The following is a 23671-nucleotide window of genomic DNA, read 5'->3' as shown; positions in this document are numbered from 1 at the left end:
GCCGCCGTGGCGCGCGCGGTCGCGCGCTTCGCCACGACGAGGCGGGCGCCGCCGCCGAGCGCGCGGGCCCCGTGCAGGGCCGCCGCCTCGGCCACGCTCGCCGTCCCGGTCCGGGCCCGTACGCCCTCCGCCGGGTTCGGCACCGCCACCTGCGCCAGCACGCCCACAGAGTAGGCGACGAGGTGAAATCCGAGCATTTCGGCGGCATCGCGGACACCGCCCGCGCCCGCGCGGGCCTCCACGGTCGCCAGGCACGCGACGTCCTCGCCGCGCAGGTCGTCGCGGGCCAGCACGGCGCCGATCAGCGCGCCGATCTCGCGCGCGTCCGCCCGGCTGGACGCGCCCACCCCGATGACCAGCGTCACAGGACCGAGCGTCCGGGCGGGGGCGGGAGCGTCTCGATGCCCCTGATCCGCTTCGCGGCGGGCGCTCCGGCGACCGGGGCGGGGCGTTCGGCCCAGAGGAGGGTGATCGGGGACGGCGGCTCCGCGTCGCCGGAGAGCGGGATCGTCTGGAGGGTGGTGGCGTGCGTTATGAAGCCGTGGCCTGCGACGACGTCCATGAGCGCGGGGACGGCCCCGGCCGGTGCCGTGGCGACGAGGCGGTACCGGGCCTGCGCGGCGCAGGTCGCGAGCGCCTCCGGGGACGGGTCCGCCAGGAAGACGGCGTCGGGAACGGGCAGGTGGTCCACGACCGTGCCGATCTCGCCCCGGGACACCGCGACCCGGACGCCGTGCCTGCGGACGTTCTCCCGCAGCCGGACGCAGACGGAGTCGTCGCGGTCGAGGGCGACGGCCGCCGCGCCGAACCGGGCGCACTCGATCGCCACCGAGCCGTCGCCCGAACCGATGTCCCACACCATGTCCCCTATGCGGGGCCCCAGTTTGGCCAAGGCGAACGCACGCGCCTCGGGTGTCAGAGCCGGTTCCCCACCGAAGACGTCCTGAGCCAGCGCCCAGACCGGTTCCCTTAGAGCAGGACCCGCGATCCATGTGGGCGTGTCCACCGCTCGCCGGTTGTCCAGTACGAGGACCACGTCCGGCTTGTGCCACGGCCGCGTGGTCGCCTCCGCCGGACGGACGTGGACGACGCGCTGGGAGGGCCCGTCCACGTCCTCGCACACGACGAACGAGCGCGGCGTCTGCGGGAACAGCGCGCGCCCCAGCTCGGCGGGCCCCGCGCCGGGGGCGGTCAGGACGGCCACCTTGGGGTGCGCACGGCAGACGTTCACCGCGCGCCGGAACTCTGCGGCGGACACGACGAGCGCGTCGTCCCGGGACACGCCCGCCAGCGCGAACGCCCGTGCCGCAAGCGCCGTCCCGGAGCGCGGCGCGCCGTCGCGGCCGCTGACCGTGAGCACGGCTACCGCGCCATCCGCCCGAACATCCCCACCATGCGCTCTCCCTTCGCGTCGACCAGCACGACCTGCGCCGCCACCGGGCTCTCGGCCGACCCGGCCGCCTCGGCGGCGAGACGTTCCAGCTCCCCGGCTGTGCGGCGGCACAGCTCCCGGCCGCACGGGCCGAGCCGTCCGGCGGCCTCCCACAGCTCGTAGGCGCGGCGCGGCGTCCCGGCCGCCTCGACCTCGGCCGCCAGCGCCGGGCCGCCGTCCATGTCCGCGGTGATCGCGGCCAGCGCGGGAACGCCGCCCGCGATCGCGGCCTGCTCGTCCACGCCGGAGACCAGCACGACCTGCGCGAGCCCCTCCCCGACCGCGGTCCGCAGCGCGTCGCGGCCGGCGGGGACGAAGCAGTCCTCCGGCAGTTGCGGCAGCATGCGGCGGGCGGTGTCCGCCGCGTCCGCGCCGTGCATCACCAGCGTCCGCCGTACCGCCGGCGCTTCCGTCGCCTGTGTCCCGGTCATGCCCGTCCCTCCTGGTCGTGGGCGTCGAGCCTCGCGGAGGCCGCGCCCGGCCCGGGACGCGGCGCGCCGCGCGGCCCCGGATCGGTCAGCATGCCGGACCACCTTGCCGGAGATCGGGCGCGATGCGGCTGAAGACGAACATGTCCCGGTTGACGCCGTCGGCGTCGCGTTCCGCGCCCCGCGCCACCCCTTCGCGCAGGTAGCCAGCCTTCTCGGCGACCCGGATCGAGGCGTGGTTCGTGGTCAGGGCGCGCAGCTCGACCCGGAACAGCCCGCAGTCCCGCAGCGCCCAGTTCGAGACGAGCGTGAGGGCCTCGGTCGCGTACCCGCGCCCGCGCGCGCTTGCCCGCACCCCGTATCCGACCTCGCAGGTCAGTTGCGCCCAGTCCACTTTGAAGAGCCCGATGGTGCCGATGAGTCCGCCCGTCTCGCGGTCGGTCACCGCCAGGTGGATGCCGAGGCCGAAGCGGTGCACCTTGTGGACGCCTTCGCGCAGGAACCAGGCGAGGGGCTCGGCCTCCAGCGCGTCCGGGAAGTTCGGCGGGAGGAAGTCCTCGCCGGCGCGGATCACCTCGATCAGGTCGGGGGCGTCGTCGAGCCCGAACGGGCGCAGGACGAGGCGCCCGGCCTCCAGGCGCACGTCCCCGGTGAAGACGTCCACACCGCTCCCCTCCCCGCCCGCAGGCGGGACCGTCACAGGCAGGCCGCGACCATCCGGCTGGCGAACCAGGGCGATCCGGCCCAGTGCACGTGGAGGTAGGACGCGACGCAGTCGCCCCGCACGAACCCGACCGGGCCGGACGCGGACCACTGCCAGGCGGCGGTCTCCCCGCGTTCGGGGTCCGTCACCGTGCGGTGGAACTCGTGCCCGTGCACCCGTTCGCCCGCGCGCGCGACGACCGAGTCGGCCACCGCCACCGCGGCACGATAACCCAGCGTCAGCCGCGGGGCCATGGCCGCTCTGGCGCCATTCAGCACACCGCACATGGGCGCGCCGTCGAGTTCCTCCGCGAGGTAGAGGAGTCCGGCGCACTCGGCGTACACGGGCCGGGACGCGTCGGCGAACGCGGCCAGTTCCTCGCGCAGCGGCTCGTTGGACGACAGCTGCGCCGCGTACACCTCGGGGAACCCGCCCCCGACGACGACTCCGCGCGTCCCTTCCGGCAGGCCCGCGTCCTGCAGCGGATCGAACCGGACGACCTCCGCGCCCGCCGCTTCGAGCAGTTCCTCGTTCTCCGCGTAGCCGAACGTGAAGGCGGGGCCGCCCGCCACCGCGATCCGAGGGCGTCCGGGGTGCTTCTCCGGCACGGCGTCGGCCGGGTCCCAGGGCGCGGCGTCCAGTTCCAGCGCCTCCCGGGCGAGCGCGAGCAGGGCGTCGAGGTCGCACGACGCCGCGACCAGCTCGCCCAGCCGCCGGACGGTATCCACCGCCTCCGCGCTGCGTTCGGCGGCCGGGATCAGGCCGAGGTGCCGGGACGGCGTCGCGGCGTCGTCGCTGCGGCGCAGCGCGCCCAGGACGGGCAGCCCGAGCTCCTCGACGGCCGCGCGGCACATGCGCTCGTGGCCGTCGGAACCGAGCCGGTTCAGGACGACGCCGCCGACGCGGACCGTCCCGAACGACCGGAACCCGTGGACGAGCGCCGCCACGGACCTCCCGGCGGCGGCGGACGCGTCCACGACCAGCACGACCGGCGCGGCCAGGAGCGTCGCGACGTGCGCCGTGGACGCGTAGTCCCCTCCCCCGGCCGAGTCGGACGGCCCGAGACCGGCGGCGCCGTCGTACAGGCCCATGACGCCTTCGACGACCGCGATGTCCGCGTCCCGCGCGCCGTGCAGGAACAGCGGCACGACGAGGTCCTCGGACGTCAGCCAGGGGTCGAGGTTCCGGCCGGGACGGCCCGTCGCGAGCGCGTGGTAGCCGGGGTCGATGTAGTCCGGACCCACCTTGTGCGGCGAGACCCGCAGGCCGCGCATCGCGAGCGCGGCCATCAGCCCGGTCGCCACGGTCGTCTTGCCGCTGCCCGACGAGGGCGCCGCGACGACGAGCCGCGGGACGCTCACCACTCGATGCCCTTCTGCCCCTTCTGGCCGCCGTCCATCGGGTGCCGCACCTTGGCCATCTCCGTGACCAGGTCGGCGGCCTCGATCAGCCGCGGGTCGGCGTCCCGGCCGGTGATCACCACATGCTGGTTGCCGGGCCGGTCCGCCAGCGCGGCGACGACGTCCTCGACGTCGACCCAGCCCCACTTCATCGGATAGGTGAACTCGTCCAGCACGTAGAGGCGGTACTTCTCGGCGGCCAGGTCGCGCTTGATCTGCTCCCAGCCCTCGCGGGCGTCGGCCTCGTGGTCGGCCTCGGTGCCGGGCCGCTGGATCCACGACCAGCCCTCGCCCATCTTGTTCCAGGACACCGGCCCCCCTTCGCCGGTCCGCTCGTGCAGGCGGCCGAGCGCGAGCAGCGCGTTCTCCTCGCCGATCCGCCACTTCGCCGACTTGACGAACTGGAACACCCCGATCGGCCAGCCCTGGTTCCAGGCCCGCAGCGCGAGCCCGAACGCGGCCGTCGACTTCCCCTTGCCCGGTCCGGTGTGCACCATCACCAGCGGCCGGTTGCGGCGCTGCCTGGTGGTGAGCCCGTCGTCCGGCACGTACTCCGGCTTGCCCTGCGGCATCTCAGCCCCTGCTTCCTGGGTCGGCGGCGGTTTCCCCGGCGGTCATGCGGATTCCCCGGCGGTCACGGGAGGTCTTCTCCAGCGGTCACGCGAGGTCTTCTGCGGCGGTCAGGCGACGTTCCGCGCGCCGCCGCGCGCGTCGCGGACGACCCCGGCGAGCGCGTCGGCGGCGAGGCGGTCGAGCCGGACGACCTCGGCGCCGAGCCGGGCGCCGAGCGCGGCGGCGAGGCCGAGCCGCACCGGCCCGGACTCGCAGTCGACGACCACCGACGCGACGCCGGCGAGCAGCCCGGCCGCCGCCGACGGGTCGGGGCCGTGGGTGGCGCGGCCGTCGGTCACCACGACCAGCAGCGGGCGGCGGGCCGGGTCGCGCAGCCGCTCGACCCGCAGCACCTCGGCGGCCCGCGCCAGCCCGGCGGACAGCGGGGTGCGGCCCCCGGTCGGCAGCGCGTCGAGGCGGCGCGCCCCGGCCTCCACCGACGACGTGGGCGGCAGCGCCAGGTCGGCGTCCCGTCCCCGGAAGGTGATGAGGCCGACCTTGTCGCGCCGCTGGTAGGCGTCGAGGAGGAGGCTGAGGACGGCGCCCTTCACCGCGCGCATCCGCTTGCGCGCCGCCATCGAACCGCTGGCGTCGACGACGAACAGGACGAGGTTGCCCTCCCGTCCGTCGCGAACCGCTTCGCGCAGGTCTTCGGGTTGGACGACCAGACCGGAACCGGTGCGTCCCCGCGCGCGCTGGTGCGGTGCCGCCGCGCGCAGCGTCGCCGTCAGGTGCAGCCCGCGCGCGCCCGGCCGTGCGCCTGACACGCGTCCGTACGGGCTGCGCGCCTTGGAACGCCGTCCCGGCGCGCCTTCGCCCAGCCCGGGGACGGTGAAGAGACGCGGCTTGTAGGCGGCGTCCGCCGGCGCGGGCTCGCTCTCGCCCGACCGCCCCGGGCCGCCGCTCTCCCCGGACTGCGGCGTCTCCTCCGGGGGCGGGCCGGCCGGCGGCGGGACGGGCGCGTCCTGCCCGGAGCCGTCGGGAAGGCCGCCGCCTCCCCCGTCCGGGCCGTCCGGACCGTCCGGGCCGTCGCCGGGAGGTCCCGGGTCGTCGGGCGGCTCCGGCTCGTCGCCGTGCTCTTCGAGCACCTCGTCGAGCTTCTGCCGGTCCAGGCCGGGCGCGTCGAACGGGTCGCGGCGGCGCCGGTGCGGCAGCGCGAGCCGCGCCGCCGTCCGGACGTCGTCGGCCGTCACCGCGTCGCGGCCGTGCCAGGCGGCCAGGGCGATCGCGGCCCGCGCCGTCACCAGGTCGGCGCGCAGGCCGTCCACCTCGAACGACGCGCACACGGCGGTGATCTGGCGGAGCGCGGCGTCGGTCAGCTCCACGCCGGGCAGCCGGCGGCGGGCGGCGGCGATCCGCCGGGCCAGGTCCGCCTCGTCCGCGGCGAAGGCCGCCGCGAAGCCGTCCGGGTCGTCCTCGAACCGCAGCCGCCGCCGGACGACCTCGGCGCGCTCGGCCGGGTCGCGGGTCGCGGCGACCTCGATGGTCAGCCCGAACCGGTCCAGCAGCTGCGGGCGCAGCTCGCCCTCCTCCGGGTTCATCGTCCCCACCAGCAGGAACCGCGCCGCGTGCCGGACGGAGACGCCCTCGCGCTCGACGTACGACTCGCCCATGGCCGCCGCGTCCAGCAGCAGGTCGACCAGGTGGTCATGGAGCAGGTTGACCTCGTCGACGTACAGGACGCCGCGGTGCGCGGCCGCGAGCAGGCCCGGCTCGAACGCCTTCACGCCCTCGGTCAGCGCGCGCTCGATGTCCAGCGATCCGGTGAGCCGGTCCTCGGACGCGCCCACCGGCAGCTCGACCAGCCGCGCGTCCCGCGTCCCCGCCTCGCCGGGGGTGTGCGGGCCGTCGGGGCACGCCGGGTCGGGATCGTCCGGGTCGCAGGAGAACCGGCAGCCCGGCACGGCCGGCACCGGGGGCAGCAGCCCGGCCAGCGCGCGCACGATCGTCGACTTGGCGGTGCCCTTCTCGCCGCGGACCAGCACGCCGCCGACGCCCGGCGACACCGCGTTGATCAGCAGGGCGAGCTTCAGATCGGCCATTCCGACGACGGCGGAGAAGGGGTAGCGCGCGCGGGCGCGCCTCTCCGGCCGGCCGGTGTCCGGCGCCGACGCAGGTCGCACGTCTCGTCATCCTTCCTCGGGTGTCCACGCCCGTGGCGGTGCCTGTCCGACGGCCGGAGTCTCCTGGCTCCCGGATCACCGCTCCCCCTCGGCCTTCCAGCACCGCGTGCCGTGGCCGTGTCGAGGGGGGCTCCCCTGGTCACAGTTGCGGGACAGCCCCGGATTCGCACCGGGTTCCTCCGCGTCCGTCGCCCGCCCAGGATCGCACACCGGCCGGACGCGCTCGACCCGGCCATCTATCGGCGGAGTGCCGGTCAATGTTGGCGATACGCCAATGAGATGGTCTACTGGTCGGTATGGAGCGACGCGCAGCCCCGCGCGGCGAGGCCGCCGGAGCCGCGACGCCGCACCCGGGCGACACCAGGAGCCCGAAGGCCCGCTACCAGCGCCTGCCGCGCGACGAGCGGCGCGACCAGATCCTCGACGTCGCGCGCCGCATGTTCACCGAGCTGCCGTACGCGGAGGTGGCCACCGCGGCGATCGCCCGCGAGGCCGGCGTCCAGCGCGGGCTCATCCACTACTACTTCGGGACCAAGCGGGAGCTGTTCCTCAAGGTCGTCCAGGGCCTCACGGCCACCGCGGCGGTGCAGGCGCCGCCCCCGGACGAGCGGATGACGCTGCCTGAGACGGTCGAGCTGTGCGTGAACCTGTTCCTCGACACCGCCGAGCGGAACGCCACCACCTGGTTCGCGGCGCTGGACGCGGAGGGCTTCGGGCAGGACCCCGAGCTGCTCCACCTCGTCAACCGGTTCCGCGACCGGACGGTCGAGCACATGCTCGCCGTCCTGCGGGTGCCCGCGCCGACCGGCACGCTGCGGGCCGTCCTGCGCGTCTACTCCGGGCTCGCGGACGCGGCGACGCGGCAGTGGCTCCAGGAGCGGACCCTCGACCGCGCGCAGGTGCAGACGCTGCTGACCAGGTCGCTGCTGTCGATGGTCACCGACATCGCCCCCGCGCTGGAGGCCCAGGACGCGGGCGGGGGGCGCCTAGAGACCGGGGACCGGCTGCTTCACGCCGCCGCGCACCGGGACGGCGAACCAGACGGCCTTGCCGCGGACGCCCGGGCCGAGCCGTGACAGCGTCCGCAGCATGCCCCAGCGGCCCCGCGACAGCTCGCGGACGATGCTGAGACCGCGCCCGCAGTCCCCGGACGTCCACGAGTAGCCGGGCAGCGACGCGTCGACGTAGGCGTCGAAGACGGCGCACCGCACCTCGGCACCGACCGGAGCGCCCGCGAGGCCGGGACCGGCCAGGGCACCCGGGCTCGCCGGGGCGCCGGACGGGCGGGGCTCGGCGCCGGGCGGGTCGCCCAGGTAGAGCCACAGCTCGTGCGGGCCGTGGTCGCCGGCGTGCTGGTGCGCGTTGGTGGCCAGCTCGCTCACCATCAGCTGCGCGTCGCCGATCGCCTCGTCCCGCACGCCGAGCGAGGCGAGCGCGTCGCGCAGCACGCGGCGGGCGTGGCTCGCGCAGCCGGGGCCGCCGGGGAGCGCCCACACCCAGCCCGGCCTGGCGCCGCCCGGCCCGCGCGCGCCCCCGGCGGCCATCGCGTCGGCCATGGCGGCGGCGTCGGTCATCATGTCCGCGGCGAGGTCGGCCGCCTGGTCGGAGGGGGCGCCGGGCGGCGCCGCGGGGTCGGCGGCCGGGGCGGCCGACCGGTCGTGCCCGGCGCGCGGCCCGGCGGTGCGCCGCGGCGCGCGCTGGCTCGCGTCGGTGGTCTCAGGCGGGGTCTTCACGAGTGCCTCCCGCGGGCCGCCTGCCGGGAGCGCGGTCCGGTCGCCGTCACTATCGGTCCCCGAGCAGTCACGCATTCAAGACTCTCGTGAGATTCTCACGTTCGCAAGCGCCTTGATGGAATTGCCCTGCCCTTCGTGCCGGGTTCGCCAATCGCGTTGTGGCGCGGCCCGAGAGCGGCGAGACTTCGCTCCCATGACCTACCGCCCCACCGTTCGTGGCCGCCGTCTGGCGCGGGAGCTCCGCAAGCTGCGCGAGGAGCAGGGACTCACCCTGCAGGAGGTGGCGGACCGCCTCGACTGGTCCCGGGCCACCGTCTCCCGGCTGGAGACCAGCCAGACCCGGCCGCGCCCCGGCGACATCGCCGACATCCTCGACCTGTACGGCGTTCCGAGCCCCGACCGCGACGCGCTGATCACGCTGGCCAGGCAGGCGGGGCAGCGCGGCTGGTGGACCGCCTACCAGGACGTCTTCGCGGGCAGCTACGTCGCGCTGGAGGACGAGGCGTCGCACATCCGCACCTGGGACCCGCAGCTCATCCACGGGCTGCTGCAGACCGAGGAGTACTCCCGCGCCGTCATCACGGCCGGCCGGCTGCTGCCCGCGCAGGAGGACATCGAGCGCCGCATCGCGGCCCGCAAGATCCGCCAGGCGCTGCTCGACCGCGAGAGCGCGCCCCGGCTCCAGGTGATCTTCGACGAGGCGGTGCTGCGCCGGCCCATCGGCGGCCGCGAGGTGATGCGCGCCCAGCTGGAGTCCCTGGTGGAGGCCGTGAAACGCCCGACGGTGACCGTTCAGGTCCTCCCGTTCGCCCAGGGGGGACATGCGGGCCTTGACGGACGTTTCACCATTTTGTCGTATCCGGACCCCGCAGACCCCGATATCGCCTACGTAGAGGGGACCATGGGCGACGTTTACCTTGAGAGCAGCGAGGCAATAGCAAAACATAGGGACCGCTTCGATCGGATCGAGGCGGCCGCCTTGTCCCCCGAGGAATCCGCGCACCTCATAGCCGAGGCAGCAAGGAGCAGCCTGTGACCAACCTGCAGCGCGAACTCAACGGAGCCACCTGGCGCACGTCCTCCCACAGCGGGAGCGGCGACCAGTGCGTCGAGGTGGCCCCCCTCTCCAGCGATCTGCGCGCTGTTCGCGATTCGAAGGACCCCGGCGGACCGGCCCTGGTGCTGACGCCGGACGCCTGGCAGACCCTCCTCGACTCCATCCGGGAGGTCTGAGCACGATTCCGGAGGGCCGCGGCGCACGTCGCCGCGGCCCTTCGCCGTGCCCGCACGCCGTACCGCGCCCATGCCGGGGACGGAACCGGGACCGGGGCGGTGACCCCGCCCTTCCCTGGAAAGTAGAACGTGTTCTAGTATCGCCCGTGCGGCGCCGACCCGGCGACGCGGCCCCGGCGACCCGGAGGATGGCATCGTGACCGCGGAACTCAAGCTCGGCATCAACGTCGGCTACTGGCAGCAGCACCCCGACGACCAGACCGAGACGGTGCTGGCCGCCGAGCGCTGCGGATACGACTCGGTCTTCACCGCCGAGGCCTACGGCTCCGACGCGTTCACCCCGCTCGCCTGGTACGCGGCCCGCACGTCCCGGATCAAGCTCGGCACCGCCGTCGTCCAGATGTCGGCGCGCACGCCCGCCGCCACCGCGATGCACGCGCTCACCCTCGACGCACTGTCCGGCGGGCGCGTGATCCTCGGCCTCGGCGCGTCCGGCCCGCAGGTCGTGGAGGGCTGGTACGGGCAGCCGTTCCCCAAGCCACTCGCCCGCACCCGCGAGTACCTCGACATCGTCCGGCAGGTCTGGCGGCGCGAGGAGCCGGTCACCAGCAAGGGCCCGCACTACCCGCTGCCGTACCCGGGCGGCGCCGGCCTCGGCAAGCCGCTGAAGTCGATCGTCCACCCCGTCCGGCCGGAGATCCCCGTCTACCTCGGCGCCGAGGGGCCGAAGAACGTCGCGCTGTCCACCGAGGTCGCACAGGGCTGGCTGCCGCTGTTCGTCGACCCCGAGCAGATCGAGCCGGTGTTCGGCGCGTCGCTGGCGAACCGCCCGGACGGCTTCGAGATCGCCGCGACCGTCACCACGATCGTCACCGACGACCTGGCGTCCGCGCTGGAGTTCGCCAAGATCCCCCTCGCGTTCTACATCGGCGGGATGGGCGCCAAGGACCGCAACTTCCACCTCGACCTCATCGGCCGGCTCGGCTACGCGGAGCAGGCCAAGCGCGTCCAGAAGCTGTTCCTCGACGGCCGCCGCGACGAGGCGATCAAGGCCGTCCCCGACGACCTCGCCGACTCGATCTCGCTGCTCGGCCCCCTCGGCCGGATCAAGGAGCGGCTCCAGCTGTGGCGCGACAGCCCGGTCAGCACCGTGCTGATCGCCGGGGTGAAGGACGAGCCGACGCTCCGCGCGATCAGGGAGATGGTCGACGGCTGAGCAAGAGGTTCGTACCTTTTCGCCCAGAATTATTACGTAACGGAAAGTTCCCGCCGTCGAGGCGCGGGTTCTACGTTCGTGATCAGACCACCCCGAGTGACCGGGGCATGGGGAGGGGCGGTCCGGTTCAGGCCGGGCCGCCCCTCCCCATTTCGGGGTGGGTCGCCCGTAACCGATCACACACGACGCGGTGGAATGGAGGCGGCGAACCGGGTGCTGCACCGAAGGCACCCGGAGATCAGAGACTGGAGATGGGACACACGATGTCCACGCAGGAAGACGCCGCCCGGCTGCTCGTGAGAACCCTCGAGGCGGAGGGCGTCGAATACGTCTTCGGCATACCCGGCGAGGAGAACATCCACTTCGTCCACGCCCTGAACGACTCCCCCATCCGCTACATCCTCGTCCGCCACGAGCAGGGCGCCGCGTTCATGGCCGAGATCTACGGCCGCCTCACCGGCAAGGCCGGCGTCGCCTCCGCCACCCTCGGCCCCGGCGCGATCAACCTGCAGCTCGGCGTCGCGGACGCCACCACCAACAGCACCCCCGTCGTCGCGATCTCCGCGCAGGTCGGCCTCGACCGCATCTACAAGGAGTCGCACCAGATCGTCGACCTGGTGTCGCTGTTCCGCCCCATCACCAAGTGGTCCGAGCTGGCCCCGACCGCCGAGGCGCTGCCGGAGATGGTCCGCAAGGCGTTCAAGACCGCGCAGACCGAGCGTCCCGGCGCCGTCTACCTCGCCATCCCCGAGGACGTCGAGTCCGCGAAGGTCTCGGACGCGCTCAAGCCGCTGCCGGTCAACATCGTCCGGCCGCAGGAGCCGTCGCCGTCCCAGATCGCCCGCGCCGCCGACGTGATCGCCCTCGCCCGGCAGCCGATCGTCCTCGCCGGCCACGGCGCCACCCGCGACCGCGCGAGCGACGCGCTGATCCACTTCTCCGAGCGCCTCGGCCTGCCCGTCGCCACCACCTTCAACGGCAAGGGCGTCTTCCCCGACGACCACCGCAACGCCCTCGGCGCCGTCGGCTTCATGCGCCACGACTACGTGAACTTCGGCTTCGACGAGGCGGACGTCCTCATCGCCGTCGGCTACGAGCTCCAGGAGTTCGACCCCGTCAAGATCAACCCGAACGCCGACAAGAAGATCATCCACATCCACCAGTCGCCCGCCGAGGTCGACGACCACTACCCCGTCACCGTCGGCATCCAGGGCGACATCTCCCGCTCCCTGCGCGCCCTCGCCGACAGCGTCCACCGCCGCTGGGACGTCAACGGCACCGGCGAGAAGATCCGCCGGATGATGCGCGACGAGCTCGCCGAGGGCGCCACCGAGGACGGCTTCCCGCTCTCGCCCCGCCGCATCGTCGCCGACGTCCGCTCCGCGATGGGCCGCGCCGACATCGTCCTCGCCGACACCGGCGCGGTGAAGATGTGGATGGCCCGCATGTACCCGACGTACGAGCCGAACACGCTCCTCGTCTCCAACGGCCTGTCGTCCATGGGCTTCGCCGTCCCCGGCGCCATCGCCGCCAAGCTCGCCCACCCCGACCGCAGGGTCCTCGCCGCCACCGGCGACGGCGCGTTCCTGATGAACTCCCAGGAACTGGAGACCGCCGTCCGCGAGAACATCCCGATCACCGTCCTGATCTGGGACGACTCCGCCTACGGCCTGATCGAGTGGAAGATGGACCTCGACATGGGCACCAGCTCCCACATCAAGTTCGGCAACCCCGACTTCGTGAAGTACGCCGAGAGCTTCGGCGCCCGCGGCTACCGGGTGGAATCCGCCGCCGAGCTCCTCCCCACCCTCCGCAAGGCCCTCGCTGAGGACACCGTGTCCGTCATCACCGTCCCGGTGGACTACTCCCACAACCTGCAGCTGACCGACAAGCTGGGCGATCTGACCGGCCCGTTCTGATCACCCGCCGCCGCGTTCATGGTCTCGAATGACCATTCGAGACCATGAACGCGGCGTGACCGTTCGATTACCCTTAGCTTGTGCTCCATGCCCACAAGCGCACACGAGCTGCCGCTGGAGATGGTCCGCAACCGGCCCCAGCTCGTCCCGACCATCCTGCGGACCGTCTTCGGCCTGGACATCCTCGGCGAGCCCAGCATCACGTCCGAGTCCTTCGCGGATCTGAGCCCGGCCGAGCTCCGATGCGACGCCACCGTCCTGTTCGACACCCGCGACAAGCGCACCCACGGCGTCATCGTCGAGTCGCAGCAGCGGTTCGACGACGGCAAACGGTACAGCTGGCCCGCCTACATCGCCCTGCTCCGGCTACGCCACAAATGCGGGGCGACGCTGCTCGTCCTCTGCCCGGACGAGAACAGCGCCCGCAGATGCGCCGCCCCCATCGACATGGGCCATCCCCGCTGGGTGCTCGAACCCCTGACCGTCCACCCCGGCATGCTCCCCCCGATCACCGACCCCGACGAAGCCGCCCGCATGCCCGAACTCGCCGTCCTCAGCGCCCCCGCGCACGCCGACGGCCCGCACGCATCCGCCGTGGTCAGCGCCGTCGCGGCGGCCATCGACACGCTCACCGGAGACACCGGCCCTCTGTACCATGACTACCTGAGGACGCTGCTCTCCGACGCTGCCCGCAAGCTCCTGGAGGACACTGTGAAGACCGCCGGCTACGAGTGGCAGTCAGACTTCGCCAAGACCCACATCGCCGAAGGCCGAGCCGAGGGCCGAGCCGAAGGCGAGGCCGACGCGGTGCTGTCGGTGCTGGAGACACGAGGCATCACCGTCCCGAACGACATCCGCGACAAGGTCACCGGCTGCACCGACATCGACCAACTCAAGCGCTGGGTCCGGCGAGCCGTGGTCATCGACCACGCCAAGGAACTCTTCGACTGACGCCCCCGGCCGCCCCTGCCGTCGAGCCGGGGGCGGCCTCTTCGATTGACGCGAATCCGGCCCCGTCCTGTTGGGCGGGGCTGGTTCGCGTGGTGGGGGCGGCTGACGATGGGGAGTGGCTGGTGTCGGACGAGGGCGGTGGATCACCGGGCAGGTGATCAACTCTGCGGGGGGTTCTCGGGGGTGGAGCGGGTGAGGAGGAGGCCGGCGGCGGCGAGGAGGGCCAGGACGATCACCGCGCCGCCGTAGATGTCGGCGGTGTCGCGCAGGCCGATGTGCGTGGTGGCGAAGCCGGCGGCGATCGCGGGGAGGCTGAACGCGAGGTAGCTGAGGGTGTAGACGGTCGCGAACAGGGCGGCGCGGCGGGCCGGTTCGGCGAGGGACGCGGCGATGCGGAAGGCGCCGAGGAACGCGGCGCCGAAGCCGAGGCCGGAGATCACGGTGGCGGTGAAGAACAGCGGTGTGGACGCGGCGGCCAGCGCGGCGAGGGTGAGGGCGAGACCGGCCGCGAGGACGACGGAGCCGCCGATCATCATGGGGCGGGGGCGGCGGGCGCCGGTCGCGATGACGGCGGTGGCGCTCGCGGCCATCAGCGCGAAGACGACCAGGCCGCCGACGAGGTGGCTGCGGACGCCGAGGACGCCGGCGGCGAGCGACGGGCCGAGCGACATGTAGAGGCCGACGACGCCCCAGGTGGCGATCAGGCTGGGGACGATCAGCAGGAACGTGCCGCGGGCGCCGCGGGGGACGCTGATCTGGGGGCGCAGCGACGCGAGGGCGCCGGGGCGGCGGGCGGACGTCTCCGGCATGAGCACGATGCCGGCGACGGCGAGGGCGCACAGCGCGGCGAGCAGCCAGTAGACGAGGGTGGTCGGCGCGGGCGCGTACTGGACGAGCAGGCCGGAGCCGAGGGCGCCGGCGCCGAGGCCGATGCCGGGGGTGGCGCTGTTGACGAGGGAGGCGAGGCGCTGGTCGTGCGGGGGCTGCAGGTCGACGAGGCCCGCGCTGATCGCGCCGGTGGCGGTGCCGGTCGCGAGGCCCTGCAGGATGCGGGCGGCGATGAGCCAGCCGACGCCGTCCGCGGAGACGAACATCAGCATCGCGGCGACCTGGGCGACCAGCGCGGCGGCGAGCACGGGGCGGCGGCCGATGTGGTCGGAGAGGGCGCCGACGGTGACGAGCGCGGCCAGCAGCGCGAGGGCGTAGACGGCGAAGACGACGGTGAGCGTGGTCGCCGAGAACTTCCATTCGGCCTGGTAGACGACGTAGAGGGGGGACGGTGCCGCGGCCGCGGCCATGAAGGCGAGGAGGGTGGCGGCGAGGGTCCAGAAGGCGGCGGCGCGGGGAAGCCGGCGGGCGCGGCGGGCGCGCGGCGGGTTCGGCGGCCGGGAGGGCGGTGGTCACGGCGAACTCCTAAAGCAAAGTTATTGGCTTTAAGAGACCGTACCCGCCTCCCGGCTCTAAAGCAAAGAATATTGCGTTAACCTGACGTCATGACCACCGCCACCCGTCCCGCGTCGGCGCGGCCCGGCGGGCGCAGCGCCCGCGTCCGGGACGCGGTGCACCGCGCGGTCACCGAGCTGATCTGCGAGCGCGGCGCCGACCGTGTCACGATCCCGCTGGTCGCGGCGCGCGCGGGCGTCAACCCGACGACGGTCTACCGGCGCTGGGGCACCGTGCCCGCGCTGCTGGCCGACGTGGCCGCCAAGGAGCTGGACGCCGACTCGCCTCCGCCGCCGACCGGCGACCTGCGCGCCGACCTCGCGGCGTACGCCGAGTGGGACCTGGCGCATCTGTCGCGTCCCGGCGGCATCGCGTTCTTCCGCGCGGAGGTCGCGGACGACCTCGACGAGCGCAAGGCGGGCCTGCGCGAATGCCTGCGGCAGGTCGACGACGCCCTGGAGGCGATCGTCGCCGCAGCCCGCGCGGGCGGCGAGGCCGACCCGCCGCCGGTCGAGGAGATCATCGACCGGGTGGTGGCGCCGCTGTACTTCCGGGTCGTCTTCTCGATCCCGGGCACCGACGCCCGGTTCGCCCGGCGGCTGGCCGAGGAGTTCCTCGACGGGCGGTCCTGACCGGGACGCGGCCGCCCCCGGCGCCGCGTCCCGGACGCGGATCAGGCGCGGCAGACGATCTCGCCGTGCGTGACGGAGTACCAGCCGTCCTCGGCGGCGGCCCACTCCTTCCAGCCTTGATAGATGCGCTGCAGTTCCTCGCGGGTGGCGTGGCCGGCGGCGACGGCCTTGTCCGCGACGGACGAGTCCCGCATCCGGCCGCCCCACGACTCGCTCCACCACTCGCGCTCCTCCGGGGTGGCGTAGCACCAGGCCGACGCGGACGCGGTGACGTCGGTGAACCCGGCCCGCCGCGCCCAGGAGACCAGCCGGCGTCCGGCCTCGGGCTCGCCGCCGTTGCCGCGCGCCACCTTGTAGTAGATGGGCAGCCAGGGGGCCATGGCCTCGGGTTCCGGGTACCAGATCATGGTGCCGAAGTCGGCCTCGCGGGCGGCGACGATCCCGCCGGGCTTGGCGACCCGGCGCATCTCGGCCAGGGCCTGGACGGGGTCGGCGATGTGCTGCAGGACCTGGTGGGCGTGGACGACGTCGAAGGTGTCGTCGGGGAAGTCCAGGTCGTGGACGTCGGCGACGGCGAACTCGACGTTGGTCGCGCCCTTGGCCTCGACGTTGCGGCGCGCCTCGGCCAGGACGACCTCGGCGGCGTCGGTGGCGACGACGCGTCCGGGCGCGACCAGTTCGGCCATGCCGGCGGTGATGGTGCCCGGGCCGCAGCCGACGTCCAGCACCGAGAGCCCGGCGCGCAGGTGCGGGACCAGGTACGCGGCGGAGTTCTCGACGGTGCGCCACTGGTGCGCGCTCAGCACGGTCGCGTGGTGGCCGTGGGTGTAGGTCGCGTTCGCGGACATCGCAATCACCTCTCTGTCGATGCCCGCAGCCTACGCCGACTTCTCAGATTTTGAGAACTGAATCTCATGATATGAGACGACAGCGCGCGGACATGCGAAAGGGGGCCGAGGCACGATGCCTCGGCCCCCTTTCGGAGCCGGTTCGTCAGGCGCCCGCCGTCAGGCCGCCTCGCCCGTCACGCGGCTTTGCTCGTGAGGCCGCACCGCTCGTCGGGCCGCCTTCTCGTCATGCGGCCAGGGCGATGCGCCGGCCGGCGACGCGCCGCGCGGCGGGGACCGCCGGGACGGGCACCGGGGCGGGCAGGGGTTCGATCACGGCCAGCGCCGGCGGAACCTCGGCGTAGGCGTTCAGCGTCGCGTGGGTGAGTTCGGTGAGCCACGGCTGCACGACGGTCCGCTCGGCGGGCCCGTCCAGCCGCGGGTGGGTGAGATGGAATGTGCCGGTCGCTTCGCTCACTGCCAACACCCCTTCCTTGACCCGGCGGCCCCGCGCCTGTGCGACGGCCACCGGTTGTCACATACCCCTAGGTACGTAGGCACAAGCCACTCGGTTCGGCGGCTGTTCCCAATCGCCCCAGGTTGTCCCCTAAGTCACATCCCAACCTAGAGCCCCCCTCGGACATTTCTCGAACAGATATTCGGCTAGTCGGGGGTGGGCGCGGGGTCGGTCGTGACCGAGCGGAGCAGCGGCCGGCTCAGCGCGCTCGCGCCGGCGATCCCGCCGAACCCCAGCGCCACGAAGGCGGTGAGCGTCACCGCCCCGGACGCGCCGAACCCGATCGCGAACGGCGAGGCGAAGAACAGCCCGGTCGCCAGCGAGCCGCCGCCCATCACCACGAGCGGGATGAGCGTCTCCTGCCGCCGCGCCCGGTCCAGCACCCGCAGCGGGGTGCCCGCGAGGCGCAGCATCGCGTAGGCCTGCCGCCGGTCCAGCACGGCCGACGCGCCGGTGATGCCCGCGCTGGTGATCGCGATGAGGAACGACACGGCCAGCACGGTGAGCGCCCCCGTCCTCAGGTCGGCGAGCAACTGGTCCCGGCTCCGCTCCTCGTCGGCGGGGGTGGTGGCGACGTGGCCGGGAACGGCCGCGGTGAGCGCCGTGCGGGCCCGGTCGACGGCGGCCGCACCGCCGCGCACGGTGATCGCCACGACGGCGGTGTCCGCCGCGGGGCCCCCGGCGGCGGGCGGCCGCACCGCGACGCCCGCGCCGGTCCCGTCCAGCCTGCCCTTGACCTGCTCGGCGACGGCGGCCGCGCGGCCGGGCGGGACGTTCAACCGCAGTTCGCCGGACGCCTTCGTCCCGGACGACGCCCCGCCGAGAAGGGCGAGGAACCCGGCGACGAACCCGGTCAGCGCGACGCCGGCGACCGTCCGCCAGGCCGAGCGCGGGTCGTCCATCAGCCGGCGCCCGGCCAGCAGCCGCGCCGGGCTCCGCGCGAGGCCGACCGTGATCCGGCCGATCAGCGCGACCACCCACGGCCCGGCGAGGTTGATCGCGAGGAACGCCAGCACCAGGAACGCCAGCATGATCACCAGGCCGAGCCGGCCGAGGCCGGTGAGCCCGCCGCTCGTCGCGCCGAACGCGACCACGACCGCGCCGAGCAGCAGCAACCGGAGGGCGCGCAGGGCGGGCGGTGTCTCGCGCCGGGCGACGCCGAGCGGGCTCACCACGACGCGGCGCAGCCCGGCGACCGCGCTGACACCGACGAGGACGGGCACCGCCGCGAGCACCGCCCCGGCGACGGGGAGGCCCGGCCACAGGTCGGAGGCGTACCAGCCGCCGCCCGCGATGGTGATGCGGGTGAGCGCCGGGATCGCCGCCGCGTACAGGGCGGTCCCTGCCAGCGCGCCCGCCGCCGCGGTGAGCACGGCCTCCGCGGTGGTGATCGCGACGACCTGCCCCGGGGTGGCGCCGACCAGCCGCAGCGCGGCGAGCCGCCGGTCGCGGCGCGCGACGGTCAGCCGGGCGGCGGCACCGCCGAACACCAGCAGCGGCACGACCATCAGCACCGACGCGATCGCGACGAGCGCCTGGTAGACGCCGGAGAACGCGGTGGCGCCGGTGGAGTAGCGGGCGATCCGGGTGGGCGCGGCGGTGCCCTCCACACCCGACAGGCCGTCGCGGTCCGCCGTCATCGCGGGGTCGCCGGGGGCGTGGCCGACCACGGCGACGAGCTCGCCCGGATGGACGAGCGCGTCCCGTCCGAGGGTCCCGGCGCGGGCGGGGAACCGGCCGGCGAGCTGGTCGGACGGCAGGTCCTTCAGCAGCCGGGCGAGGGCGGGCGAGGTCCACGTCTCCCCCGGCCTCGGGAAGCGCGGCATACCGGGCGGCGCGGGCGCGTCCGGCTTCAGCGCCGCCAGGTCCACGACGGTGATCGGCTCGCCGCGGACGTGGTCGGTCGCGAGCGCCTCGATCATCACGGGGTCCGCGTCCGCCTTGCCGGGGTGCCGCCACGAGTCGGCATGGGTGCGCTGCGCGAACGCGAGGTTGGCCGTCACCGCGAACAGCAGCAGGCCCGTCGAGACGGCCACCGCGGCGAGGGTGAGCCCGGAGCCGAGCAGGTTGCGGCGGCCCCCGCCGCGCAGCAACCGCCAGGCGAGGTCCAGGGTGCCGGGCATCACACCGCCCCGGGGACCGGCTGCTGGACGCGGCCGTCGCGGACCTGCACCGTCCGGTCGCACCAGCGCGCCACGGACGGGTCGTGCGTCACGACGACCAGCGACGCGTCGTTGTGCCGGGTCGCCTCGGTCAGCAGCCGCATCGTCTCGTGGCCGGTGGCCTGGTCGAGCGCGCCGGTCGGCTCGTCGGCGAAGACGACCGCCGGGCGCGGTGCCAGCGCGCGGGCGATCGCGACCCGCTGCGCCTGCCCGCCGGACAATTCGCCCGGCCGCCGGCCTTCCATCCCGGCGAGCCCGAGCGGGCCGAGCCAGCTCCGGGCGGCCTTGACGGCCTCGCGGCGCGGCGTGCCGTTCAGCATGAGCGGGAGCGCGACGTTCTCCTCGGCGGGCAGCTCGGGGAGCAGCTGCCCGAACTGGAACACGAACCCGAACCGGGTGCGGCGCAGCGCGCTGCGGCGGCGCTCGCCGAGCGCGTCGATGCGCTGCCCGAGCAGGTGCACCTCCCCCGCGTCCGGGCGCATGATCCCGGCGAGGCAGTGCAGCAGGGTGGACTTGCCGGACCCGCTCGGACCCATGATCGCGACGGCCTCGGCGCGGCCGACCGCGAGGTCGACGCCGTCCAGCGCGACGGCGGCGCCGAACCGCTTGACCAGGCCGCGGCCCGCCAGGACCGGCTCCGGCCTGGCGAGGGGACGGGGCTCGCTCACGCGGCGGCCCTCCGCCGCTCCCCGGCCGACCGCAGCTCGATGACGCCACCGGACGCCGAGCCGGCTCCGGCGTCGGATCCGGCGTCGGGGCCGGGCTCGCCGCGGTCCGACGGGCCCCGGGAGCGCCGGTCCCGGATCGACTCGACGATCTCCCGGACGGGGATCACCAGCCCGCCGTAGATCACGAAGACGGCGAACACGACGATGAGGGGGGTGTAGATCAGTTCCATGGCTCCAGCGTGCGCGCGGCGGGGGCGCGCGCACATCGGGCACAGGTCCGGTCCCCGGCGGCAGCCCATCGGCCGAACGGCCGATCCCAGGATCCGCTCCGGGTCGTAACCTGCATAATCGTGAGCGATACGGGAACGGGGCTGGACCGCGTCCACTCGGTGGGCGGGTGCCTCATGCGCATCGCGTACGGCGGTTTCGCCTCGCTGTACCTGCTGGCCGGGCTGATCGCGGTCCACCACGAGCTGCCGCAGATCTGGCTGATCGCGTTCGCCGCGGCGGCCAACGCGGCGGCCCTCGCCCCGGGCCGGTGGCGGATCCGCGCGGCGGTCGACGCGGGCGCGCTGTCCCTGCTCGGCACCTTCTACGTCAGCACCGCCGTCGACCTGCACCACAGCAACCCCGGCGTGTTCGCCGAGATCGGCGGGCTGCTCATCGTCATCGCGCGGGTGGTCTGGAAGGCGCCCCGGGACCGGCTCGTACCGCTCGCGGTGCTGCTCGGCGCGGCGGTGCTGGCCGTCCCGCTGCGCTGGTCGCCGGTCGCCGCGCTGGTGTTCACGGCGCCGCTCGGCATCACGGTCGCGGTCGCCCTCGGCGTCGGGCTCTACCTGCGCGCGGTGGACGCCCGCCGGGCCCGGTCGCTCGCGGCGGCGCGCCGCGACGAGCGGCTGGAACTGGCCCGCGACCTGCACGACTTCGTCGCCCACCACGTGACCGGCATCGTCGTCCAGGCGCAGGCCGCGCGGTTCGCGGCGCGGTCGGGCGCCGCGCAGTCGCCCGAGCGGCTCGACACCATGTTCGCCGGGATCGAGAAGGCGGGCACCGAGGCGCTGACGTCGATGCGGCAGATGGTGGGGCTGCTGCGGGACGCGCAGCACACCGGCGCCGCCGACGGCGAGGCGTTCGGCGCCGCGGGCACGACGGCGGGCGCGGCGGGCACGGCGGGCGGGGCGGCGGGTGAGGCGGCGACCCGGCCGGTCGGCGACCTCGGCCGGCTCCGCGACCTGGTCGCCGGGTTCGCCGACCCGCCCGCCACCCTCGCGCTCGCGCCCGACCTCGGCCCGCTGCCGCCCGAGGTCGCCGCCTCGGTGCACCGGGTGGTGCAGGAGTCGCTGACCAACGTCCGCAAGCACGCCGCGGACGCCGCGTCCGTCCGGGTCGCGGTCGCGCGGGCGGCCGGCGGGTCGGTCGAGGTGAGCGTCCGCGACGACGGGCAGGGCCGGGGCCGGCGGCTGCCGTCCTCGGGGTTCGGGCTGGCCGGGCTGTCCGAGCGGGTGGACGCGCTCGGCGGCCGCCTGCGCGCCGGCCCCCGCCCGGAGGGCGGCTGGGAGGTCGTCGCGCTCCTCCCCGCCGCCGCGAAGGAGTGACCCGCGGCCGCCCGGCCGCCCGGCGCCGAGAGCAAGGCAAAATGATCCCGTGACCATCCGCGTACTGATCGCCGACGACCAGGAGATGGTCCGGACCGGGTTCCGGATGATCGTCGACTCGCAGCCCGACATGGAGGTGGTCGGGGAGGCGGCCGACGGCGCCGCGGCCGTGGCGCTGGCCCGGCGGCTCCGCCCGGACGTGTGCCTGTTCGACATCCGGATGCCGAGGATGGACGGCCTGGAGGCGACCCGGCTCGTCGCGGGCCCCGACGTGGCGGACCCGCCGCGGGTGGTGATCGTCACGACGTTCGACATGGACGAGTACGTGTACGGGGCGCTGCGCGGCGGCGCGGTCGGGTTCCTGCTCAAGGACAGCGGGCCGGCGCTGCTGGTCGAGGCGGTGCGGGCGGCGGCGAACGGGGAGGCGCTGGTGTCGCCGTCGATCACCGTCCGGCTGCTGGAGAACCTGGCGCGCCCGCCCGCCGCGCCCGCGCCGCCCCGCGAGCAGCCGACGGAGCGGGAGCTGGAGGTGATCCGGCTCGTCGCGCGCGGCCGCACGAACGAGGAGATCGCCGGGGAGCTGTTCGTGTCGCTGTCCACGGTGAAGACGCACCTCGGCAGCGTGCACCGCAAGCTGGGCGCGCGGAACCGGGTCGAGGTCGCCGCGTGGGCGTGGGAGTCTGGCCTGATGGCCTAGCGGCTTCCGGACGGCGGCACGGCGCCGCGGCGCGCACATCGGAGGAGCACGGGGGAACGGCACTGGCACCGGAGTCGATCGACGGCATCCCCGTGACCGTGGTGGTCATCTGGATCCTGTGCGCGGCCGGCTGGGGCGTGGTCCTCGCGGGGCTGCGCCGCGGGCTGCGCGGCCGGGAGCGGGGCCCGGCGCTGTTCGCGCACACCGTCACCCCGGCGGGCGTCGTCCTGACGTTCGCGGTGCTCGGCTACGGGTCGCTGTACGCGACGATCGCGCTGGCCGCGGAGTGGTGGTCGCTGGCGGCGGTGACGGGGTTCCGGCCGGCCCGGCTCGTGGCCGGTGGCGGCCTGCGGCGGCTGGCCGCGTGGCTGCTGGTGACCGCCGCCGTGACGTATGTGACGGGACGCCTCGTCCTCGGCCGGTAGCGGCGGGCCGCTCCTGAAGATCCCCTGGAAGAGCGCGAACCCTTCCGGGTCCAAGGCGGTCAAAGATACGTAGTATCCGAAGCAGCGAACGGTAAAAAAGGCCCCTCGGAGGTGAGAACCATGCCGTGTGCGCTATGCGGCGACATCATCCCGTCCGAGGTCGCCCGGTGCCCGGCATGCGGGGCCTGGGCGCGGCGCCGCGACTTCCGCGCCGTCGGGGTGGCGGTGTTCATGCTGCTGGGCTTCGACGCGTTCGTCTCGCTCGGGTCGGGGATCAGCCTGCTGCGGATGGCGCGCCCGCTGCACGACGCGACCCATGACACCTACAACGCGTCCGTGACGGACAAGGCCCTCGCGCCGTACCAGGACGTGTTCCTGATCGGCGCGATCATGGCGGCGGTCACCGGGATGCTGTACCTGGCGTGGCTGTGGCGCGCGTACGGGCAGTCGCCGGGGCCGCACCGGCATCACCGCGCGTGGGTGCTGTTCGGCTGGTTCTGCCCGGTGGTGAACCTGTGGCTGCCGCCGCGCATGGTCTACGAGGTGTGGGTGAACAGCGGCCGGTACCGGACGACGGAGCGGCACGCGGCGGGCCTCGTCGTGGCCGGCTGGTGGGCGTGCGCGCTGGTCGCCCTGCTGCTCGCCCGGATGTTCGGGCACGGCAGCGTCGACACGCTCGCCGACGCTCGGTTCGACGTGCACGTGGGCGTCGCCGCGTCCGCGTTCCAGGCGCTCGCCGCCGCGCTGTGCATGGCCACCGTCTTCCAGATCACCCGCCTCCAGGTGAAGAGCGACTAGCTGTACTCGGCCGTGAGGTTGGTGACACGCCGGGGCTGGTGGTTGATCAAAGCGAAGACCTCCGAGTGCGGTGGAGATAGCCGTCTTCACCCGTCTCGGAGGTCTTCATGAGCCACGCTAATGCACGGTTGACCGTCCACGGCCGTCGTCTGCTGGT

General features: G+C 74.3%; 24 protein-coding genes, 1 pseudogene and 1 riboswitch. Of the genes and pseudogenes, 11 read left to right on the top strand and 14 right to left on the bottom strand.

What is annotated here, in order from left to right; all coding sequences use genetic code 11:
• From amrb99_RS46255 to amrb99_RS46225, 7 genes are all read right to left on the bottom strand, one after another.
• A partial coding sequence (locus tag amrb99_RS46255) for a cobalamin biosynthesis protein (RefSeq protein WP_190868458.1) occupies nt 1-365 on the bottom strand: 365 nt, incomplete at its 3' end.
• A complete protein-coding gene (locus amrb99_RS46250) occupies nt 362-1360 on the bottom strand; it encodes a hypothetical protein (RefSeq protein ID WP_190868457.1) in 999 nt (332 codons plus the stop codon). The genes amrb99_RS46255 and amrb99_RS46250, both read right to left, overlap by 4 nt.
• A gap of 2 nt (nt 1361-1362) precedes the next feature.
• Nucleotides 1363-1863, bottom strand: a complete 501-nt coding sequence (locus amrb99_RS46245; protein WP_190868456.1) for a hypothetical protein — start codon at nt 1861-1863, stop codon at nt 1363-1365.
• An 85-nt stretch (nt 1864-1948) separates the two neighbouring features.
• Nucleotides 1949-2524, bottom strand: coding sequence for a GNAT family N-acetyltransferase (locus amrb99_RS46240; protein ID WP_190868455.1), 576 nt, complete (start codon nt 2522-2524; stop codon nt 1949-1951).
• 32 nt (nt 2525-2556) lie between these two features.
• Nucleotides 2557-3927, bottom strand: a complete 1371-nt coding sequence (locus amrb99_RS46235; RefSeq protein WP_347257151.1) for a cobyrinate a,c-diamide synthase — start codon at nt 3925-3927, stop codon at nt 2557-2559.
• Nucleotides 3921-4535, bottom strand: coding sequence for a cob(I)yrinic acid a,c-diamide adenosyltransferase (cobO, locus tag amrb99_RS46230; protein ID WP_190868453.1), 615 nt, complete (start codon nt 4533-4535; stop codon nt 3921-3923). The genes amrb99_RS46235 and cobO overlap by 7 nt, the downstream gene beginning before the upstream one ends.
• A gap of 108 nt (nt 4536-4643) precedes the next feature.
• A complete protein-coding gene (locus amrb99_RS46225; protein ID WP_347257150.1) occupies nt 4644-6698 on the bottom strand; it encodes a putative cobaltochelatase in 2055 nt (684 codons plus the stop codon).
• Between the two features lie 56 nt (nt 6699-6754).
• A riboswitch (cobalamin riboswitch) is annotated at nt 6755-6878 on the bottom strand.
• Between the two features lie 116 nt (nt 6879-6994).
• On the opposite strand from amrb99_RS46225, the gene amrb99_RS46220 reads away from it, so the two are divergent.
• Entirely contained in the window at nt 6995-7774 is a 780-nt protein-coding gene (locus amrb99_RS46220; protein ID WP_190868452.1) for a TetR/AcrR family transcriptional regulator, read from the top strand.
• On the opposite strand, the gene amrb99_RS46215 is transcribed toward amrb99_RS46220, so the two are convergent.
• Complete coding sequence (locus tag amrb99_RS46215) at nt 7685-8431, bottom strand: ATP-binding protein (protein WP_347257149.1); 747 nt, start codon at nt 8429-8431, stop codon at nt 7685-7687. The genes amrb99_RS46220 and amrb99_RS46215 overlap by 90 nt on opposite strands.
• A 193-nt stretch (nt 8432-8624) precedes the next feature.
• On the opposite strand from amrb99_RS46215, the gene amrb99_RS46210 reads away from it, so the two are divergent.
• The 5 genes from amrb99_RS46210 (at nt 8625) to amrb99_RS46190 (ending at nt 13750) form a co-directional block, all read left to right on the top strand.
• On the top strand, nt 8625-9467 hold the full coding sequence (locus amrb99_RS46210) for a helix-turn-helix transcriptional regulator (RefSeq protein ID WP_190868451.1): 843 nt from the start codon (nt 8625-8627) through the stop codon (nt 9465-9467).
• Complete coding sequence (locus tag amrb99_RS46205; protein WP_190868450.1) at nt 9464-9664, top strand: DUF397 domain-containing protein; 201 nt, start codon at nt 9464-9466, stop codon at nt 9662-9664. The genes amrb99_RS46210 and amrb99_RS46205 overlap by 4 nt, the downstream gene beginning before the upstream one ends.
• A 196-nt stretch (nt 9665-9860) precedes the next feature.
• On the top strand, nt 9861-10880 hold the full coding sequence (locus amrb99_RS46200) for an LLM class F420-dependent oxidoreductase (RefSeq protein WP_190868449.1): 1020 nt from the start codon (nt 9861-9863) through the stop codon (nt 10878-10880).
• A 263-nt stretch (nt 10881-11143) separates the two neighbouring features.
• Nucleotides 11144-12799 carry an acetolactate synthase large subunit gene (locus amrb99_RS46195; protein ID WP_190868448.1) on the top strand — a complete coding sequence of 552 codons (1656 nt, stop codon included), beginning with the start codon at nt 11144-11146 and terminating at the stop codon, nt 12797-12799.
• Nucleotides 12800-12886: 87 nt separating this feature from the next.
• The gene (locus tag amrb99_RS46190) at nt 12887-13750 is read left to right on the top strand and encodes a hypothetical protein (RefSeq protein WP_190868447.1); all 864 of its coding nucleotides are present in this window, start codon (nt 12887-12889) and stop codon (nt 13748-13750) included.
• A 158-nt stretch (nt 13751-13908) separates the two neighbouring features.
• On the opposite strand, the pseudogene amrb99_RS46185 reads toward amrb99_RS46190, so the two are convergent.
• Nucleotides 13909-15072, bottom strand: a pseudogene (locus tag amrb99_RS46185) (MFS transporter); the annotation flags it as partial.
• Between the two features lie 171 nt (nt 15073-15243).
• Here amrb99_RS46185 and amrb99_RS46180 point away from each other — a divergent pair.
• Complete coding sequence (locus tag amrb99_RS46180; RefSeq protein ID WP_190868445.1) at nt 15244-15825, top strand: TetR/AcrR family transcriptional regulator; 582 nt, start codon at nt 15244-15246, stop codon at nt 15823-15825.
• A 41-nt stretch (nt 15826-15866) separates the two neighbouring features.
• Here the strand turns inward: amrb99_RS46180 and amrb99_RS46175 are convergent, their stop codons facing one another.
• From amrb99_RS46175 to amrb99_RS46155, 5 genes are all read right to left on the bottom strand, one after another.
• Nucleotides 15867-16673: a methyltransferase domain-containing protein gene (locus tag amrb99_RS46175; protein ID WP_190868444.1), complete on the bottom strand. Its 807-nt coding sequence runs from the start codon at nt 16671-16673 to the stop codon at nt 15867-15869.
• Between the two features lie 226 nt (nt 16674-16899).
• Entirely contained in the window at nt 16900-17130 is a 231-nt protein-coding gene (locus tag amrb99_RS46170; protein WP_190868443.1) for a hypothetical protein, read from the bottom strand.
• A 185-nt stretch (nt 17131-17315) separates the two neighbouring features.
• Nucleotides 17316-19292 (bottom strand): FtsX-like permease family protein, encoded by a 1977-nt coding sequence (locus amrb99_RS46165; protein WP_190868442.1) that lies wholly within the window; start codon nt 19290-19292, stop codon nt 17316-17318.
• Nucleotides 19292-19999 carry an ATP-binding cassette domain-containing protein gene (locus amrb99_RS46160; protein ID WP_190868441.1) on the bottom strand — a complete coding sequence of 236 codons (708 nt, stop codon included), beginning with the start codon at nt 19997-19999 and terminating at the stop codon, nt 19292-19294. Before amrb99_RS46160 ends, amrb99_RS46165 begins: the two co-directional genes overlap by 1 nt.
• Nucleotides 19996-20229 carry a hypothetical protein gene (locus amrb99_RS46155; protein ID WP_190868440.1) on the bottom strand — a complete coding sequence of 78 codons (234 nt, stop codon included), beginning with the start codon at nt 20227-20229 and terminating at the stop codon, nt 19996-19998. Before amrb99_RS46155 ends, amrb99_RS46160 begins: the two co-directional genes overlap by 4 nt.
• A gap of 120 nt (nt 20230-20349) precedes the next feature.
• Here amrb99_RS46155 and amrb99_RS46150 point away from each other — a divergent pair, with 120 nt between their 5' ends.
• From amrb99_RS46150 to amrb99_RS46135, 4 genes are all read left to right on the top strand, one after another.
• Complete coding sequence (locus tag amrb99_RS46150; protein ID WP_347257148.1) at nt 20350-21594, top strand: histidine kinase; 1245 nt, start codon at nt 20350-20352, stop codon at nt 21592-21594.
• Nucleotides 21595-21643: 49 nt separating this feature from the next.
• Nucleotides 21644-22291: a response regulator gene (locus tag amrb99_RS46145; protein ID WP_190868439.1), complete on the top strand. Its 648-nt coding sequence runs from the start codon at nt 21644-21646 to the stop codon at nt 22289-22291.
• Between the two features lie 92 nt (nt 22292-22383).
• Nucleotides 22384-22716, top strand: coding sequence for a hypothetical protein (locus amrb99_RS46140; protein ID WP_347257147.1), 333 nt, complete (start codon nt 22384-22386; stop codon nt 22714-22716).
• Between the two features lie 120 nt (nt 22717-22836).
• Nucleotides 22837-23514 (top strand): DUF4328 domain-containing protein, encoded by a 678-nt coding sequence (locus tag amrb99_RS46135; RefSeq protein WP_190868438.1) that lies wholly within the window; start codon nt 22837-22839, stop codon nt 23512-23514.
• The last annotated feature ends 157 nt before the right edge of the window (nt 23515-23671 follow it).

The organism is Actinomadura sp. RB99 (assembly GCF_014706005.1).
Classification (GTDB): domain Bacteria; phylum Actinomycetota; class Actinomycetes; order Streptosporangiales; family Streptosporangiaceae; genus Spirillospora.
The sequence above is the reverse complement of the archived record's forward strand: the minus strand, read 5'-3'. Positions and strand labels throughout refer to the sequence as shown.

Excerpts from the sequence above, each read along its gene's own strand:
- amrb99_RS46245 (WP_190868456.1), bottom strand. The coding sequence starts at position 1,863 with ATGACCGGGACACAGGCGACGGAAGCGCCGGCGGTACGGCGGACGCTG.
- cobO (WP_190868453.1), bottom strand. The coding sequence starts at position 4,535 with ATGCCGCAGGGCAAGCCGGAGTACGTGCCGGACGACGGGCTCACCACC.
- amrb99_RS46220 (WP_190868452.1), top strand. The coding sequence starts at position 6,995 with ATGGAGCGACGCGCAGCCCCGCGCGGCGAGGCCGCCGGAGCCGCGACG.
- amrb99_RS46210 (WP_190868451.1), top strand. The coding sequence starts at position 8,625 with ATGACCTACCGCCCCACCGTTCGTGGCCGCCGTCTGGCGCGGGAGCTC.
- amrb99_RS46195 (WP_190868448.1), top strand. The coding sequence starts at position 11,144 with ATGTCCACGCAGGAAGACGCCGCCCGGCTGCTCGTGAGAACCCTCGAG.
- amrb99_RS46190 (WP_190868447.1), top strand. The coding sequence starts at position 12,887 with ATGCCCACAAGCGCACACGAGCTGCCGCTGGAGATGGTCCGCAACCGG.
- amrb99_RS46180 (WP_190868445.1), top strand. The coding sequence starts at position 15,244 with ATGACCACCGCCACCCGTCCCGCGTCGGCGCGGCCCGGCGGGCGCAGC.
- amrb99_RS46175 (WP_190868444.1), bottom strand. The coding sequence starts at position 16,673 with ATGTCCGCGAACGCGACCTACACCCACGGCCACCACGCGACCGTGCTG.
- amrb99_RS46165 (WP_190868442.1), bottom strand. The coding sequence starts at position 19,292 with ATGCCCGGCACCCTGGACCTCGCCTGGCGGTTGCTGCGCGGCGGGGGC.
- amrb99_RS46155 (WP_190868440.1), bottom strand. The coding sequence starts at position 20,229 with ATGGAACTGATCTACACCCCCCTCATCGTCGTGTTCGCCGTCTTCGTG.
- amrb99_RS46135 (WP_190868438.1), top strand. The coding sequence starts at position 22,837 with ATGCCGTGTGCGCTATGCGGCGACATCATCCCGTCCGAGGTCGCCCGG.